We start from the raw sequence: 16,548 nt of genomic DNA, 5'->3' as shown, positions 1-16,548 counted from the left end.
TTAGAAAGGAGTGAGGAAATGTCAATTATATATCCAATTTTTTTATCGATCACACAACCAAACGACAATATTCCATCAATCATGATTCGTCAATTTGACGAAGGAACTCAAGTCTTGGATGTGACGATTACGGAACACGGTAAACCAAAAGATATTTCAAATTTAACCCCATTTTTCTGCGTCAAACAAGGACACCATGCCGGACTTGGTTTATCTGAGCAAAAAGTCACGAAAATCATTGATGCAAAAAAAGGCAAATTACAATACACATTAACTAATTACGATATGCAAAATACAGGAGAAAATACAGCGTATTTCAGTTTTAGGGCACTTCAAAAAGACCTAAGTTGGCGTCAACAATTTTCCACACGAGATTTTGCTTACCACGTTAAAGAAAGTATTTACGATGAAGGAATCAAAGACAGCAACTATATTTGGACGTTTGAAGAAATTTTACGCTATTTTACAGAATGGGTGAAAACATGTCAAGAGATTTATGATGACTGGTATCTGGTTGCACAAGAAGAACTACAACGTATCATTGCAGAGTTTCAGACATGGATCACAACCAGTCAACAGCGCTATGATCAATGGACTGAAATTCAACGAGCTACATTTGATCAATGGTTTGCTACAATCAAAGGAATTCTAGACGAGAATGTTGCAGGAAACCTTTTGAATCTGATTGAAGAGCTAAAACAAGCACATTTTACGTTGAAAAGTGGAGAGACCGGTGTTCTTAGAACGATTCGCGATGATAAGTTTAGCTTGAATCATACTGTAACTAAAGTCAGAACCGTTACTCATAAAAAAGAAGCATCGGCTTTGGTTATAGCTGAGATCGACAGTCAAAAGCAAAATACGTTCTTTATTCGAAAGGTGGGATCAGTATAATGGCTCATGAAGTAGAAATTAGAAAAGTCATGGAAACAGATGAAGCAGGCGTACAACGTCAAGTATTTCCCGAGACGCATGTTAGTGCAATCCTCGGTTTAGATAAAATCGAAACAGTAGGAGCCGGCGTAACGTCGATCAACGGAAAAACGGGCGATATTACATTAACGGCCAAGGACTTAGGGGTTCAAGGCACAAATATCACAATAGATAAGGTGGGAACAGTATGACAGATATCGTTGAATTAAAAAGTGATGGAGCTGTTGTTTATCCTAAAACACACGTCAGTGCAGTTGAAGGGATCACAACGGTCAAAGGTGAAAAAGGAGATACAGGTCCACAAGGCCCTCAAGGTACAACTGGAACGGCAGGCGCAATTGGTCCGCAAGGTCTAAAAGGGGCAACGGGACCACAGGGACCAGCTGGAACAAACGCTACAACAACAGCTGAAGCAACACAAACAGTCAATGGGCTAATGAGTGCTATGGATAAGAAAAAATTAGATACATTACCAACAATAACATTTATTAAGGTGGGAGCAGTATAATGGCAGATATCGTACAATTAGAAGAAAAAGGAAATTTATTATATCCGAAGACGCATACAAGCGCGATTGATGGGGTAGACGAAACGTTAGTGAAAAAAACAGGTGATGAAGATATTGCTGGAGTGAAGAATTTTACGAGTGTTCCACAAATTAATAACATCCCTATCGCAGTTGATCAAGGTGTTGCCTATAGGGAAATTACCTTAGACTCAACTATCAATACTAATATTAAAAGTGGTTTTATACGACTTTGGCGTATAGGGAATATGGTTATAGTTGGCTCCTACTTAACTATTAAAGGTCCTGTACGGTGGGTGGATATTGCAAAAGTACCCGCAGGATTTGAACCACATAGTGCAGGTAGCTTTGGTATATCTTATGGATCTACAGGTGGCGATCAAATTCCCGCTACTCTATATATTGCTTCAAATAATTTTAGGGTTTTAACTGCTGGAACTATTCCAACAGCAGAATATCCTTATCAAGGATCTGGAGTTTATTATACGGAAAAAGTATTTCCTAGTTAATCAAATCTTGATATAGACTGAAAAAAGCATAAACTGGACGATTGATCGTCCAGTCAGACTGTAGATAAAGTCCTAAAAAAGACTTTATCTACAGTCTTTTTTGTACACTATAATTGAAAAAAATTACATTTTAACGAAAGGGTTGATTTCTAATGATGTCAAAACATTCCTTAGACTCTAGAAAACATGAAACCTCTGTCTCCCTTGAATCTTTAGTCCTTAAAAATCATCTTGTACGAAAAATTGACCGGGCGCTAAATTTTCAGTTTATTTATCCTCTTATTGAATCTACTTGTTCCGCAAGTTGAGCGAATACGTGCAAGAAATTTTTCATTTCACGGAGTAGCTGCTGATGCGGCATAAAAAACACCCTGAAATACAAAGTACTTAATGGATCGTCAACTACATCCGATTTTTCCTTATGCTCGACCCAAAGGAAAAAAAGGATTATTTAGAAAGAGTTTGTTTATGATTCTCATTACGATTGTTACCTATGACCAAATTCTCCGGTTTAATACCATTACAAGAGATGGCTGTAGAAAGTATGTTTCAACCCCTTATATTTGTGAAAACTGTCCGTTACTTACCCCGTGTACGACAAGCAAACAACACAAAAAAGAAATTCATCGCCATTTATGGGCGCAGCCTATTTAGAGGCGGCAGAACATTTACGCCATACGGCGTACAATAAAGAAAAATATAAAAAACGAAAAGAAACAATTGAACGAGTTTTCGCAGATGCAAAAGAAAAGCATGGCATGCGTTGGACTAAGTATCGAGGAGTAGAAAAAGTTCAAGTGCATACGATGCTTGTTTTTGCCGCAATGAACTTAAAGGAATTAGCAAATTGGAAGTGGGAGCGAATGTTCTTGCTTATTTTTTTGCTTAAAAAGCAAAAGAGACAATCAATTCTTCTAGATAAGAAGGCTGCTTGCCTCTTTTGTCTACAGTCTGAGACGAAAACCTATTTTAGGAGTTCATCTACATTTTTATATGTAACACCCTATATTAATTAGAAATACGAAAAACTCCTTGACCTTTTCTAAAGCTCTATCGTATTATAGTTAGGAACCGAACTATTAAGCAAGGAGGTAAATCATGGACAGAAAAATCGGTCTAAAAATCAGAATACTAGCCAACGAACTTAACCGTAAAGCAGCAGAAATTTTAAAAGAAGACGATGGCGAAGCATCCTCAAGCATCCAAATGCGCATCCTCAATTTTATCCACCGTCGCAACAGCCAACAAGTACCGGTCTACCAAAAAGACATAGAACAAGAATTTGACATTCGGCGCTCCACTGCGACTGGTTTACTGCAAACAATGGAAAAACGCTTATTTATCGAAAGAAGCAGTTGCAAAGAAGACAATCGCTACAAAACAATCATATTGACTGAACTCGGTCAACAAAAAGTCAAAGAAAACATCATGAAGCTACATAAATTCGATGAATTACTTGTTCAGGGGATCCCGGAAGAAGAGCTAGCAATCTTTTTTAAATTGTTGGAAAAACTATCTGAGAACAGTAAAAAAATAAATAAAGAAGGTGAGTTGATTACGTGATAAAAAAACTGATTGCCAATATTGGTATTTATAAAAAAGAAAGCATCATTACGCCATTGTACGTAACTGGGGAAGTTATCTTAGACATCATTATCCCTTTAGTCATGGCAATGATGATCGATAATGGGATTGAAAAACGAGACACCAAAGCGATTTTAATGTATGGAGCGATTTTATTTATTTGTGCAATTATTGCGTTATTTTTTGGTGCGATGTCAGGTCGTTATGCGGCCGTTGCTTCAGCTGGATTTGCGAAAAATTTACGAGATCAATTGTTTGTTCGAATCCAAGGTTTTTCCTTTTCAAACATTGATCGTTTTTCTACCTCAAGTTTGATCACACGAATGACAACAGACGTGACCAATGTCCAAAATGCGTATCAAATGATTATTCGACTTTTAGTCCGTAGTCCATTGATCATGATTTTTTCATTAGCGATGGCTTATAGTATCAACAAGGATCTGTCTTTGATTTATTTAGGTGTTGTACCGTTTTTGATGATCGGTTTAGCGCTCGTTATTTATTTTGCTCATCCTAATTTCAATAAAGTTTTTCGTATTTACGATAAATTAAATAACGTAGTTCAAGAAAATTTACAAGGAATTCGGGTCGTTAAATCTTATGTAAGAGAAGAACATGAAGACGAAAAATTTAAAACTGTTTCTAAAGACATTTACAAAACTTTTTCAAAAGCCCAAAGTATTGTTGCGTTTAATAACCCTATTTTACAATTTGCGGTTTATACATGCATGTTGCTGATATCATGGTTAGGGGCGAAATTTGTCGTTGGCAGTACGTTGACTACTGGTGAATTGGTCAGCATGTTTACGTATACCATGCAGATTTTGATGAGCTTAAACATGTTATCAATGGTTTTTGTGATTGTGCTGATCGCACGAACTTCTGCAGAGCGGATCACAGAAGTTTTATCTGAAGAAAGTGATTTAAAAAATAATGAAACCCCACTTTATGAAATTCCAGATGGTTCGGTTCGCTTTCATGATGTTTGTTTTAGCTATGCTAATGATCTTGAAAAACTAGCCTTGATGCATGCAAATATGAAAATCAAATCGGGTGAAGTGATCGGAATCGTTGGTGGAACGGGGAGTTCTAAATCAACATTGGTTCAGCTGATCCCAAGACTATATGATGTTACCCAAGGATCAGTCGAAGTTGGCGGACACGATGTACGGCATTATGATCTGAAATCATTGCGTGATCAAGTCAGCATGGTGTTGCAAAATAATGTGCTATTTACAGGAACGATCAAAGAAAATTTACGTTGGGGAAATGAAGATGCTACAGATGAAGATTTAATCAGAGTCTGTAAGATTGCGCAAGCGGATAGTTTTATCCAGGAGTTTCCCGATAAATATGATACGTTGATTTCGCAAGGGGGAAATAACGTTTCTGGTGGACAAAAGCAACGTTTATGTATTGCCAGAGCCTTATTGAAGAAACCAAAAATTTTGATTTTAGATGATTCAACAAGTGCGGTTGATACTAAAACAGATCGGTTGATTCGTGAAGGGATGCGTCAAGAGATTCCAGGGACAACAACGTTTATCATCGGACAACGAGTGTCGTCTGTTCAAGATTCTGATCGGATCATTGTGATGGATAAAGGGTTGATCAATGAAATTGGAACGCATGACGAATTATTAGCGAATAATCAGATTTATCAAGAAGTTTATGAATCTCAAGCGAAAGGATTTGGTGAAGAGGATGCGTGATGAACAAAAAGGAATTCGTAAAAATCAAAATCCTTTGAGAACGTTGAAACGTTTATTTGCCTATATGTTTAGACAAAATAAGTTTCTTCTGGTACTAGTGCTGCTACTCATTTTCTTAAGCACATTTTCCAATGTTCGAGGCTCTTTATTTTTACAAGTAGTGATCGATGATTACATTACTCCGCTACTTGGACAAAGTAACCCCAATTTCTCTGGATTGTTAAAAGCAATCACAACGATGGCGCTGATTTATGTTGTTGGGATCATATCGAATCTATGCTCTAATTTGATCATGGTGCGAATTAGTGAAGGAACCCAAAAAACGATTCGAGATGAAATGTTTACCCACCTTGAAACTTTACCGATCCGTTATTTTGATTCAAATTCTGATGGTGATATCATGAGTCATTTCACGAATGATACAGATACCTTACGCCAGATGATTTCTCAAAGTATTCCGAATTTAGTGATGGCCGTGGTTAGTTTTGTCAGTGTTTTTATTGCGATGTTTACGATCAGTGTTCCCTTGACTTTGGTTGTAATTGTTTCTGTTTCTATCATGATCGTGACAATTCGGATGATTGCTGGACGTAGTAGCCGTTATTTTAGCAAACAACAAAGAGATCTCGGCAGTGTTAATGGTTATATTGAAGAAATCATGCATGGTCAAAAAGTAGTGAAAATATTTAATCATGAGCCACAAACGATCAAACAATTTAAAGCAATCAATGAAGAATTACGGCAAAGTGCTACTAAAGCAAATAAGTACGCGAATAGTTTAATGCCGATCATGATGAACTTGCTAAATATACAGTATGTACTTTTAGCGGTTGTTGGCGGAATTTTTTCAGTATACGGTGTTTCAGGTCTAACCATTGGGATGATTGCGTCTTTTCTTCAATTAAGTCGTTCGTTGAATATGCCGATCAGTCAAGTTTCTCAACAAATCAATTTTGTAATCATGGCTTTAGCAGGAGCCGATCGCATCTTTAGTTTAATTGATGAAAAACCGGAAGTAGATGATGGCTATGTAACATTGGTGAATGTAACGCGAAAAGCTGGAGATCTTGTTGAAAGTGAAGCGAGAACAGGAATATGGGCTTGGAAACACCCTCATGCAGACGGTACTGTCACCTATACTGAATTAACTGGAGATGTGCGATTTGAAGATGTTTCTTTTGGTTACACAGAAAAAAATCGTGTCTTAAAAGATATCAATCTTTATGCAGAAACAGGACAAAAAGTCGCCTTTGTTGGGGCTACTGGGGCAGGTAAAACGACAATCACCAACTTGATCAATCGCTTTTATGATATTCAAGAAGGCAAAATTCGCTATGATGGAATCAATGTGAAAAAGATCAAGAAGAGCTCGTTGAGAAGGTCGTTAGGGATTGTTTTGCAGGACACTCATTTGTTTACCGGAACGATTCGGGAAAATATTCGTTATGGTAAGCTGGATGCATCAGATAGTGATGTGATTAACGCGGCACAGCTGGCCAATGCCGAGGATTTCATTAATAATCTACCGAATAAATACGATACGGTGATCACAGGGGATGGTGAAGGCTTGTCACAAGGACAACGTCAATTATTGTCCATCGCACGAGCAGCGATTGCAGATCCACCTGTAATGATTTTGGATGAAGCAACTTCTAGCATTGATACTAGAACAGAAAAGCATGTGCAAGCAGGAATGGACCGTTTGATGAAAGGCAGAACCGTATTTGTTATCGCTCATCGCTTATCGACGATTCAAAATTCAGATGCGATCATGGTAATGGATCATGGCCGGATTATTGAACGGGGTAGCCATGAAGATTTGCTTGAAGAAAAAGGTATTTACCATCAACTCTATACAGGAAAAGTAGAGCTTTCATAGATTTGAGAAGAGAAAATAAAAAAACACCGACTGTTAGAAAAATTCTAATAGTCGGTGTTTTTTTGATATAAACGTTTAAAATAATACGCCAAGAGAGATTCGAACTCCCGACCGCTCGCTTAGAAGGCGAGTGCTCTATCCAGCTGAGCTATTGGCGCAAAATGTTAACGCAACAGAATTTATTATAATGAACATGGAAAACAAAGTCAATCATAATTTAGAAATAACAACAAAAAAGTTTCGAAAAGTGATTTTTAGAGCTAAATGACTAAGTTTTTATTGACTCTTGTTCCTTATTTTGATATAGTATTAATGTTGTAATTGTGGACTCCACAGCTACAACCGCACAGAACAAGTTTTTAAGTATGACAATCATCTTGTTGTCACTTGGGATGGCGAGTCTAAGTCTAGAAGAAGGAGGTGCTGTATAGCATGTACGCAATTATCAAAACTGGTGGTAAACAAGTAAAAGTTGAGGTAGGTCAAGCAATTTACGTTGAAAAATTAGACGTAGAAGCTGGCGAAAAAGTTGTTTTTGACGAAGTTATCTTAGTGGGTGGCGAATCTACGAAAGTAGGAGCTCCAACTGTAGCAGGTGCAACTGTCGAAGGAACTGTAGAAAAACACGGCAAACAAAAGAAAGTCGTAACTTTCAAATACAAACCTAAAAAACACACTCACCGCAAACAAGGTCACCGTCAACCGTATACAAAAGTTGTAATCAACGCAATCAACGCATAATTCTTTTAAGTTGCATAGGAAAGAAGGCCTATCAATGATTAAAAGTTCTTTTAAACGAAATGACTCAGGTCAAATTGTTTCTTTTGAAGTCTCAGGGCATGCTGAATCGGGTCCTTATGGCAGTGATATCGTTTGCGCAGCAGTGTCTGCTTTAGCGATCAGTACTGTCAATGGCATCGATGCATTAGCTGGTTTTGAACCGATTGTTGAAACCAACGAAGATGAAGGTGGTTACCTTTATGTTGAAGTGATTTCAAAGGCCAATCAAGAACAAACCAACATTGCCCAAATTCTCTTGGAAAATCTTTTATTAGGTCTCCAAGCAATCGAGCAAGAAAATCTTGAATTTATTCAAGTCAAAACCATAAATGAAAAATAGGAGGTGCAGACTATGTTATTAAATATGAATTTACAATTATTCGCCCACAAAAAAGGTGGAGGTTCTACTTCCAACGGACGTGATTCTGAATCTAAACGCCTAGGCGCTAAAAGTGCTGATGGACAAACTGTTACTGGTGGATCAATTTTATACCGTCAACGCGGAACTAAAATTTACCCAGGAGCAAACGTAGGTATCGGCGGAGACGACACTTTATTTGCTAAAGTTGACGGTGTAGTACGTTTCGAACGTAAAGGCCGCGACAAAAAACAAGTGTCTGTTTACCCAGTGGCTCAATAATAATTGAACTTAATGGCTCTATCCTTTTTAATTAAGGGATAGAGTTTTTTTATTTTAAATAAACAGTAACTTGAATACATCTATTAAAAATGAGCGAATTGAGCAGTCTTTCTAAGAGTTTGTATGTTTTATTATCAAAGGGATATTATTTTATTAGATGATTTTGTTCTCACAGATAATACGGCAGGAACCATCTCTAGTTTTAGCTAGCGTTTTGATATTTTTTAGTCTTTTCTTACTAAAATCAATGCATCACGAGTTAAAACTAATCACTTATAGATAGTGAGGTAGCTTTAAGTAAAAAGTTCGTAAGGGAAGATTACGATTCAGCATAAAGGATATGTGTAAAACAGTACAAAATAATAAAATTGTTCTAAAAAATAGATACAAAGTTTTAAATGTGGGTATATCAGATTTTTAAAGGTACATAGTTGTATAGAGTTTATATTATTCACAAGTAATGATAGCCTGTGGTATTTTAATCAGCATGAGTTTGATGCCATTTAAATTGAGTTTTGGCTACTTAATCATATATAGTCATTGCTTGTGCGGTGGCTTTTTGTATTCGGGAGGATAATGACAGAATAATGATAGTTTGAAAGAATAAATATTCTTTATACTAACGATGTAAGATCTTACAAAAACGTTATTATCGGGAGGTGAAAAGTATGGCAAATATTGAATCAGTAATAAACTGGTTTCGAGCAAGGGAAGGAAAGGTAACATATAGCATGACAAATCGTTATGGTCCTTATAGCTATGATTGTAGTTCAGCCGTGTATAATGCCCTAGTTGAAGCAGGTTTTCTGCCAGTAGGAACTGCGATTGGAAACACTGAAACTCTTTATGCGTTAGACGGATCATTGTTACAGCCTATCTCACGTGCTGAGGTGCGAAGAGGTGATATTTTTATCTCAGGAGGCAAAGGGACTAGTTTGGGAGCAAATGGTCATACAGGAGTATTTGTAAGTAATAGCAGAATTATTCATTGTAATTACGGATCGAATGGAATTTCAGAAACATCAATAGAAGGTGGATGGTTGGGTGGACCACCGAATGATTTTTACCGGTTAAAAGGTGGAAGTCCAACACCAGAAACAAGAAGAAATGGTATTGCAATTGACAATATTTCATTCGATCAAGCCAAACATATGGTAGCTTGGATTCAAACTAAATATTCTTGGACATTATTAAGTGATCAAGTCAAAGCGCATAAGCAAAGTGATGGTCGATATAAACTAGTGATTAAAAGTGGGCAAGGTAAACGGTTGAATAATTCACTAGCTCGATTGCAGCAAGAGTTAAGAACGTACTATCCTGGGTATATGCAACAAAATATTGCTATCGTAGATGGGGATAAAAACAGTGCTCGTATCGAAGCACGTAATATGCCAGCTTCTGCTTTTACAGGAAATAAAGATTTTGATTCACATATGAGAGGCTTTTTAAAAGATATTTTATTGGACGGTCAAACTTATGGCGAAGAAAATTCTTATGACACTTGGGATGTTCGCGTAAAAGGTGAAGGGTTTAACGACCATGATACACCTATCGTAAGAAATGAAATTGAAGCAGAAGTTCGAAAAACTGGAGCAAATGCTTTTGCAGTAAAATCATTTAAATATTAACAGAAAAAATTTTGACAATCGCTTTAAAAAAAGTGAGGCAATAATCAGAAAAAAATTTGATTAGCGTCTCACTTTTTCTGAATTTAGAGTGCACAAAAAGCGCGCAAATATGTAAGATTAAGGAGACTAAATCCATTATCATATTGAAGAATAGGAGTAAATTTAAAGTGGGCTGTTTGTTGATGTTGCTAGGAGTATTTTTTATGTTAGGTATGTTTAGTGTAGTAGATGTTAACAGGACACGACTAGATTATTAAATGAAAGAAACCATCTATTTCATTTAATTGATAGCTCACAGGTTATGTCCAGTAGCTCAACAGTATTATTAAAAAGTATCTCTACTCTTTGTCAAACAAGCGTAGAGATACTTTTTAATGTCAGAAACGGTTGTAATAAAATTGATTTTAAAAAGATAAGGTTAATCAAATTAATTCCCATAGGAATACTGAATTGCAAATTTTGATGGAAACGTGAGTGGTATTATTTCACTGGAAAATCTGCTTTTCCATACTCTGTTCCTATAATGCTTTTAGCAATTAATGTAACTGGAGTTTCAGTATCAGTCAATTCGTAAGCGGTAGCATTTGAAACGGTTCCGCCAGGCTTGATTTCTGCTATTTGGGATTCTAAATATTGAGAATCAGGTAATGACGCTACTTGTAGTTCGTTGACCTTATTTGGATCATTATCTTGAACAGCTTTAAAATTCATGATCCAAGAGGTATTAGGATTTATTGCATGATCATCTTTGTAGTCAGGCGAAACAATAGTATCATACCAGAATGCGATTACTGGTTTATCACCGTATTCATTGCCAGCTTCACCAGGTTGAATAACTTTTGTATCAGTAATTTTCACGCTATATGAATTTCCCTTGAGCATCTTGCCATCAAAAGTAGTATCTTTTGCAGTCTTAACAAAATCTCCACTTGTTTCATCCATTTTTTCTTCTGTAGATTTGGATGTACTGCTTTGAGATGTTTTAGTTTCCTGCTGTGTGGAGTCTTCTTTACTTGCAGAATTTCCGCATGATGCTAATACGATACTTGATAATACGACCAAACTTAAAACAAATGTCTTCTTCATTTTAATTCCTCACTTATTCATAATATTGTTAAACAAATTGATTGTATCATAAGTCATTATTATTTTTTTGAAAATTAGAATATGTTTTTTTATTATTTTGTTTTTTTAATTTTAATCATTTGGAAAAAATGTACATGGTTATTTCAAGAGATACTATTAAGAAATGATTAAAAAAATTTAACTTACGAGAATTTTTTTTCTATGATAGCATAAACTCTGCTACAAAAAATAAAGGAGAGTGTTTTATGCCGCAAAACAAAAAAGAAGGTTTATTTTTCACGACGATTGTCTGTTTTTCAATGGTGAGTATAATGAGTGCTTACAATCTTTTATTACATGGGCAATTTTCGTTAAGTAATTTATTTGGAGGACTAGTCCCAGGATTTATTGTTGCATTTTTATTTGATGTCTTAGTCGTTTCGGCACCAGCTAAAAAGATTGCCTTTGCCTTACCAGTCAATAAAGAGAAAAAAATCCAAATGATCATTGCTGTTTCTAGCTGTATGGTTTTAGGAATGGTCTTTTTTATGTCAATGTATGGTGTCATTATGCAGTTTGGCTTTACAGAAAATTTCTTGAGCTATTATCTTGGTGCGTTTGCTAAAAATTTGATTATGGCTTTGCCATTGCAATTACTTATAGTTGGACCGATTTGTAGAATGATTTTAAGTGTAAGTCGTCAAAGTAATTGGTTACAAGAGAGCAATGAATTGGATGACTAAATAAAAAGTAGGACAGAACGGAACTTCGTTCTGTCCTACTTTTTGAGTAGTAAAGAGAAAATCTAGCAAAAAAAAAGGGGCATAATTTTCCAATAAAGAAATAATGTTGTTATAATTAGTAGAATCTTGGTCAATAGGGGGACCTCAGCGATGGAAATACATGAGAGAATTGTCAGGTTATTAAATTCAAGTACCGTATTTTTGATTTCAACAATTGATCAGCGTGATTTTCCAACGGTTATTACTGTTTCTGAACCGTTATGGAGAGAAGGGCTATTGAAGCTACAATTTTATTTGGATGGAAATGGTGAAACCGTTAAAAATATTCGATGTAATCCAAACGGCTCTGTCTGTTGCTATGAAGAAATTGAACATGAAAGTTTGCTTTTAAAAGGGAAGTTTATCATTGAAGAGATTGAGTCGTTAGACGAAATCGAACCCAAGTTGTCAGCATATCAGAAAGAATTGAATCATGTAAAACCTGTACTGGTCAATTTTGAAACATGGACAGCTAGGATACATATGGATAAAAAAACAAAAGACATTATCGTTTAAAGGTAAAGAGCAATTTTCAACCTGTGAGGACCATAATGTTATATAGAGAGTTGAGTGAAGTAATAGCTCAACTTTTTTTCTATTTTTCCAGTATAAGCGTCCTTCTTAAACGAATATAGATATTCTTCGCTTTTTCTTAATACATCTTCATACATTCTTCGCAGATTTTTATGTTTGAGTTAAGTTCTTTTGAGTATAGTTTTATCATCACTTAATAATAAAGCAAAGGAGGAATTGTCATGTACGCTGTAAAAGTATTACATGGATATATCGGTAAGGACGGACAACGTACAAGAGATAAAAATCGTGTTCGCGTCTTTCCAAATAAACATTATGCAGAAAAATTTGCTGATAAAATCGGCGGTCGAGTAAAAATGCTTAGCTAAATGAATACATTAACAGGAAACGGGTAGCCCAAATATTATAGCATTTGGGCTACCCGTTTGTAAAAATTAAACGTAAAGATCAAAAACTGCAATTTCCGGAGGTACTCTAAAACGTGCCGGAATCTTTGTTGTACCTAAACCCGTATTAACATACAAATTTGTCTCATTAGCTAAACTATAAAAGCCATCATAATATTTTTCGGCCAGCGCATTTTTGATTGTAAAAAAAGGTAGTTTAACTTGTCCTCCGTGACTATGTCCAGCTAAAATTAGCTGAATATCATGGTCTAATACATCATCAGCTTTATCTGGTTCATGGCTCATTAAAATAGTGTAGTCACTTTGTCGGCCAGCTAATGTTTCTTCGATCAAGGAATTACCTAACATAGAATCATCCAAACCGCCGATATAGACTGATTTTCCATTAGATAAAGGAACATTGACACCAGAGTTATCCAATAATTGGAAACCAGATGCCGCTAAAATTTCTGGATAAGCGTGAGCGGCCCCACCACCGTAATCATGGTTTCCCCAAACTGCATATTGTCCTAAAGGGGCTGACAAGCGGTCGAGTGCTGTAATAACTTCTTCGGCAGGTCCGTATTTTGCATAGTTATCAAATAAATCACCGGTGAATAAAATAATATCAGGTTGTTCATTGTTAACTTTTGTGACGATTTTTTCTAATTGTGTCGTAGAATAGTTTTCTTGAATGTGAATATCTGAGAGCTGAACAATTTTGACAGGTTTTTGTCCATCGTTAGTCCCCACTGTATAATGATGGGTAACGATTCTTTTTGGTTCTATAAAAAAGGCATAGAGGACCATACCAATAATGGCGAATAAAAATAAGTAGACAATAGATCTTTTTTTCATTGTTGACCTCACTTTCGAATTTTACTATAACGGATATAGCTTAAAAAAAGGTAAATATCGAGTAGTAAATGGAGAAACTTTAAAATAATTTAGAGGTTGTGTGTCTTCGGTGTTTTTCAAAATCATTATTTGCTATAATAAAGAAGAACTTATTTTGGAAAGAAGGATGAAAAAAATGATGGTAAGAGTAAATAAATTAAGAGCATTAATGAAAAAAAATGATCTTTCAGGATTTTTAGTGACAAGTCCGTACAATTTACGTTATTTAACGAATTTCACTGGGACGACAGGATTAGCTGTGATTACCCTAGATAAAGCCTTTTTTGTTACTGATTTTCGTTATACAGAACAAGCTACGGCACAAGCACAAGGATTTGAAATCATTCAAAATTCTGGTCCGATTTATGATGAAGTCGTAGCAATTGCTGAAAAAGAACAGCTAGATAATATTGCGTTTGAAGAAGCTTTTGTGAGTTTTGCAGAATACAGTTTATTAGAAGAGATCACGCCTTGCGACTTGATTCCAGTAGCTGGCTTGATTGAAGAATTGCGTGAAGTTAAAGATGAAGAAGAAATTGCAATCATCGAAAAAGCGTGTAGCATTGCAGATCTTGGGTTTAAACATATCTTAACGGTGATCAAACCAGGAATGACAGAAATTGAAATTGCCAACCAATTAGATTTTTACATGCGTTCTTTAGGGGCTTCTGGTGTCTCTTTTGAAACAATCGTTGCAAGTGGAATTCGTTCTGCGATGCCTCATGGTGTGGCGAGTCAAAAGGTCATCGAAAAAGGGGATTTGATCACGTTAGATTTTGGCTGTTATTATGAAGGCTATGTTTCAGATATGACAAGAACGTTTGCCATTGGCGAACCAGATAGTAAATTAAAAGATATTTATCAAATCGTTTTAGAGGCACAATTAAAGGTACTCGATGAAGCAAAACCAGGTTTAACTGGTATTCAGCTAGATGGGATTGCGCGTGATCATATTGCTTCTTATGGATATGGTGAAGCCTTTGGACATAGTACAGGGCATGGAATCGGCTTGGAAATCCATGAAGGTCCGAATGTTTCCTTCAGAGCAGATCAACAATTTGTGCCAGGAAATGTGATTACGGATGAACCAGGTATTTATTTAGCTGGACTTGGTGGTGTTAGAATCGAAGATGATTTATTGATAACGGAAGAAGGAAACCGTGTACTAACGCATTCACCTAAAGAATTGATCATCTTATAAAAAATGCTAGATCAGTGAAAAAAAACGGTGGGCGCTTAGTTGTAATCAGATTTTGAACATAAACCGTTTTCGACGCATTTTCTCATAGTTTTTTTGGTAGCGAAACAAGCTAATTAATGATAAACTAGGTGTGAATGTAAACTTAGATAGGTAAATGAGTGGAAACCTTGATGATTCAGTGAATGTTTCTTACATTGTTATCGTTGTGTTATCTAGCTTTGCGGGCTAGCACTATGTTCTGCTTCGATCTCATCAATTTCTAAGAGCTAAAGCTCAAAGGCTTGAAAGCCTTCGGAAAAAAGCTAAAAGTGGAACATTGTTACCTATATTATAAGGAGGATTAAAATGACTGACGAAAAAAATCTAGTAATCAATACAAAAGATTCTTTAGGCGAAATCGTCATTGCGCCGGAAGTAATTGAAGTCATTATTGGTATTGCAGCATCTAAAGTAGAAGGTGTCTATGGTATGCGTGGGACATTTGCTAATAATGTAACAGAATTTTTAGGCCGTGCTGCTCATGGTAAAGGTGTTTATTTAAGAGCAGAAGAAGAAGGCTTGAAAGTCGATATTTATTGCTACTTAAATTATGGTATTTCAGTACCTAAAGTAGCATTAGAGATGCAAGATCGTGTGAAACAGCAAGTGCTGTTTATGACGGATATCGATTTGGTAGAAGTGAATATTCATGTTGTAGCAGTGGTACCTGAAAAACTTCCTGAACCAGATTTTGATGAATTATTCCCGGAAGATGAGGGAGAAAATGAGTAAGCCAAGTTTCACTCGTCACGAGATTCGTGAAAAGGCGCTACAAGCGCTATTTCCTTTAGATTTTAATGTTGACTTAACAAAGCAAGATGCAATTTCTTATGCATTAGAGTTAGATAATCAAGAAATCATTAGTGAAGATGGGGAAGAATTCGTCCCAACTTACTTAGATTTATTGGTAGGCGGCGTTTGTGATCGAAAAGCAGAACTAGACGAGATCATCAAAAAACATTTAGGAAACAACTGGTCGATCACTCGTATTGCTAAAATGGATTTGATTATTTTACGTATGGCTATTTTTGAAATGCTTTATGTTGGGGATGTACCTAACACGGTTGCTTTAGATGAAGCGATCGAATTAGCTAAAAAATATAGCGATGATCGTTCAAGAAAATTTGTTAATGGTGTTTTAGCCAATATAATGAAAGATATTGATTCAAAGTAGAAATACTTTGAATCTTTTTTGTTGTGAATCACTACGACTGGCTTCGCCAGAGTAGATGATGAACAATACTTGGCGACCGAAGGGAGAGAAGTAACCTTACTAGTGAATCACTACGCTGCGCTTCGATCTCATCAATTTCTAAGAGCTAAAGCTCTAAGAATTGAAGGACTATGACTGGCTTCGTCAGAGTAGATGATGAACAATACAAGGCGTACAAAGGGAGAGAAGTTTCATTTGTATACAATTCAAGGAGATAAAGATTATAGAGTGTTAAGACTA

The 16,548-nt window shown here is 36.0% G+C and carries 19 protein-coding genes, 1 tRNA gene, 1 pseudogene and 1 other annotated feature; of the genes and pseudogenes, 18 read left to right on the top strand and 3 right to left on the bottom strand.

The window, feature by feature from the left end; all coding sequences use genetic code 11:
* The first annotated feature begins 18 nt into the window (after nt 1-18).
* From A5819_RS02730 to A5819_RS02695, 8 genes and pseudogenes are all read left to right on the top strand, one after another.
* Nucleotides 19-894: a phage baseplate upper protein gene (locus tag A5819_RS02730; protein ID WP_086280027.1), complete on the top strand. Its 876-nt coding sequence runs from the start codon at nt 19-21 to the stop codon at nt 892-894.
* On the top strand, nt 894-1,124 hold the full coding sequence (locus A5819_RS02725; RefSeq protein ID WP_086280030.1) for a hypothetical protein: 231 nt from the start codon (nt 894-896) through the stop codon (nt 1,122-1,124). The genes A5819_RS02730 and A5819_RS02725 overlap by 1 nt, the downstream gene beginning before the upstream one ends.
* Nucleotides 1,121-1,441: a collagen-like protein gene (locus A5819_RS02720; RefSeq protein ID WP_086280034.1), complete on the top strand. Its 321-nt coding sequence runs from the start codon at nt 1,121-1,123 to the stop codon at nt 1,439-1,441. Before A5819_RS02725 ends, A5819_RS02720 begins: the two co-directional genes overlap by 4 nt.
* Nucleotides 1,441-1,968, top strand: a complete 528-nt coding sequence (locus A5819_RS02715) for a hypothetical protein (protein ID WP_086280037.1) — start codon at nt 1,441-1,443, stop codon at nt 1,966-1,968. The genes A5819_RS02720 and A5819_RS02715 overlap by 1 nt, the downstream gene beginning before the upstream one ends.
* 399 nt (nt 1,969-2,367) lie before the next feature.
* Nucleotides 2,368-2,984: pseudogene (locus tag A5819_RS02710) on the top strand (transposase); the annotation flags it as partial.
* Nucleotides 2,985-3,066: 82 nt separating this feature from the next.
* Complete coding sequence (locus A5819_RS02705; RefSeq protein ID WP_086280046.1) at nt 3,067-3,531, top strand: MarR family winged helix-turn-helix transcriptional regulator; 465 nt, start codon at nt 3,067-3,069, stop codon at nt 3,529-3,531.
* Nucleotides 3,528-5,264, top strand: a complete 1,737-nt coding sequence (locus A5819_RS02700) for an ABC transporter ATP-binding protein (protein ID WP_086280048.1) — start codon at nt 3,528-3,530, stop codon at nt 5,262-5,264. Before A5819_RS02705 ends, A5819_RS02700 begins: the two co-directional genes overlap by 4 nt.
* Nucleotides 5,257-7,143, top strand: coding sequence for an ABC transporter ATP-binding protein (locus A5819_RS02695; protein ID WP_086280051.1), 1,887 nt, complete (start codon nt 5,257-5,259; stop codon nt 7,141-7,143). Before A5819_RS02700 ends, A5819_RS02695 begins: the two co-directional genes overlap by 8 nt.
* A gap of 84 nt (nt 7,144-7,227) precedes the next feature.
* Here A5819_RS02695 and A5819_RS02690 read toward each other — a convergent pair.
* A tRNA-Arg gene (locus A5819_RS02690) sits at nt 7,228-7,301 on the bottom strand.
* A gap of 172 nt (nt 7,302-7,473) precedes the next feature.
* Nucleotides 7,474-7,556: a sequence feature (ribosomal protein L21 leader region), on the top strand.
* A 19-nt stretch (nt 7,557-7,575) separates the two neighbouring features.
* On the opposite strand from A5819_RS02690, the gene rplU reads away from it, so the two are divergent.
* From rplU to A5819_RS19660, 4 genes are all read left to right on the top strand, one after another.
* A complete protein-coding gene (gene rplU, locus A5819_RS02685) occupies nt 7,576-7,884 on the top strand; it encodes a 50S ribosomal protein L21 (RefSeq protein ID WP_010762829.1) in 309 nt (102 codons plus the stop codon).
* A gap of 34 nt (nt 7,885-7,918) precedes the next feature.
* Nucleotides 7,919-8,263, top strand: coding sequence for a ribosomal-processing cysteine protease Prp (locus A5819_RS02680; RefSeq protein ID WP_086280054.1), 345 nt, complete (start codon nt 7,919-7,921; stop codon nt 8,261-8,263).
* Between the two features lie 12 nt (nt 8,264-8,275).
* On the top strand, nt 8,276-8,563 hold the full coding sequence (gene rpmA / locus A5819_RS02675; protein WP_010762831.1) for a 50S ribosomal protein L27: 288 nt from the start codon (nt 8,276-8,278) through the stop codon (nt 8,561-8,563).
* Nucleotides 8,564-9,231: 668 nt separating this feature from the next.
* The gene (locus A5819_RS19660; protein WP_254907201.1) at nt 9,232-10,191 is read left to right on the top strand and encodes a peptidoglycan amidohydrolase family protein; all 960 of its coding nucleotides are present in this window, start codon (nt 9,232-9,234) and stop codon (nt 10,189-10,191) included.
* A 480-nt stretch (nt 10,192-10,671) separates the two neighbouring features.
* Here A5819_RS19660 and A5819_RS02665 read toward each other — a convergent pair whose 3' ends face one another.
* Complete coding sequence (locus A5819_RS02665; RefSeq protein ID WP_086280057.1) at nt 10,672-11,277, bottom strand: DUF5067 domain-containing protein; 606 nt, start codon at nt 11,275-11,277, stop codon at nt 10,672-10,674.
* Between the two features lie 245 nt (nt 11,278-11,522).
* Here A5819_RS02665 and A5819_RS02660 point away from each other — a divergent pair, with 245 nt between their 5' ends.
* The 3 genes from A5819_RS02660 (at nt 11,523) to A5819_RS19145 (ending at nt 12,940) form a co-directional block, all read left to right on the top strand.
* Nucleotides 11,523-11,999 carry a DUF2798 domain-containing protein gene (locus A5819_RS02660; RefSeq protein WP_086280061.1) on the top strand — a complete coding sequence of 159 codons (477 nt, stop codon included), beginning with the start codon at nt 11,523-11,525 and terminating at the stop codon, nt 11,997-11,999.
* Between the two features lie 150 nt (nt 12,000-12,149).
* Nucleotides 12,150-12,554 (top strand): hypothetical protein, encoded by a 405-nt coding sequence (locus A5819_RS02655; RefSeq protein ID WP_086280063.1) that lies wholly within the window; start codon nt 12,150-12,152, stop codon nt 12,552-12,554.
* 239 nt (nt 12,555-12,793) lie between these two features.
* A complete protein-coding gene (locus A5819_RS19145; protein ID WP_086280066.1) occupies nt 12,794-12,940 on the top strand; it encodes a hypothetical protein in 147 nt (48 codons plus the stop codon).
* A gap of 66 nt (nt 12,941-13,006) precedes the next feature.
* On the opposite strand, the gene A5819_RS02645 is transcribed toward A5819_RS19145, so the two are convergent.
* Nucleotides 13,007-13,816, bottom strand: coding sequence for a metallophosphoesterase (locus A5819_RS02645; protein WP_086280069.1), 810 nt, complete (start codon nt 13,814-13,816; stop codon nt 13,007-13,009).
* Between the two features lie 175 nt (nt 13,817-13,991).
* Here A5819_RS02645 and A5819_RS02640 point away from each other — a divergent pair, with 175 nt between their 5' ends.
* From A5819_RS02640 to nusB, 3 genes are all read left to right on the top strand, one after another.
* Entirely contained in the window at nt 13,992-15,056 is a 1,065-nt protein-coding gene (locus A5819_RS02640) for a Xaa-Pro peptidase family protein (RefSeq protein WP_086280074.1), read from the top strand.
* A gap of 345 nt (nt 15,057-15,401) precedes the next feature.
* Complete coding sequence (locus tag A5819_RS02635) at nt 15,402-15,827, top strand: Asp23/Gls24 family envelope stress response protein (protein WP_086280076.1); 426 nt, start codon at nt 15,402-15,404, stop codon at nt 15,825-15,827.
* On the top strand, nt 15,820-16,269 hold the full coding sequence (nusB, locus tag A5819_RS02630) for a transcription antitermination factor NusB (RefSeq protein WP_176271342.1): 450 nt from the start codon (nt 15,820-15,822) through the stop codon (nt 16,267-16,269). Before A5819_RS02635 ends, nusB begins: the two co-directional genes overlap by 8 nt.
* Nucleotides 16,270-16,548: the final 279 nt, after the last annotated feature.

The organism is Enterococcus sp. 7E2_DIV0204, from assembly GCF_002140855.1.
Taxonomy (GTDB): Bacteria; Bacillota; Bacilli; order Lactobacillales; family Enterococcaceae; genus Enterococcus_L; species Enterococcus_L lemimoniae.
This window is presented reverse-complemented; position numbering and strand designations above follow the sequence as displayed.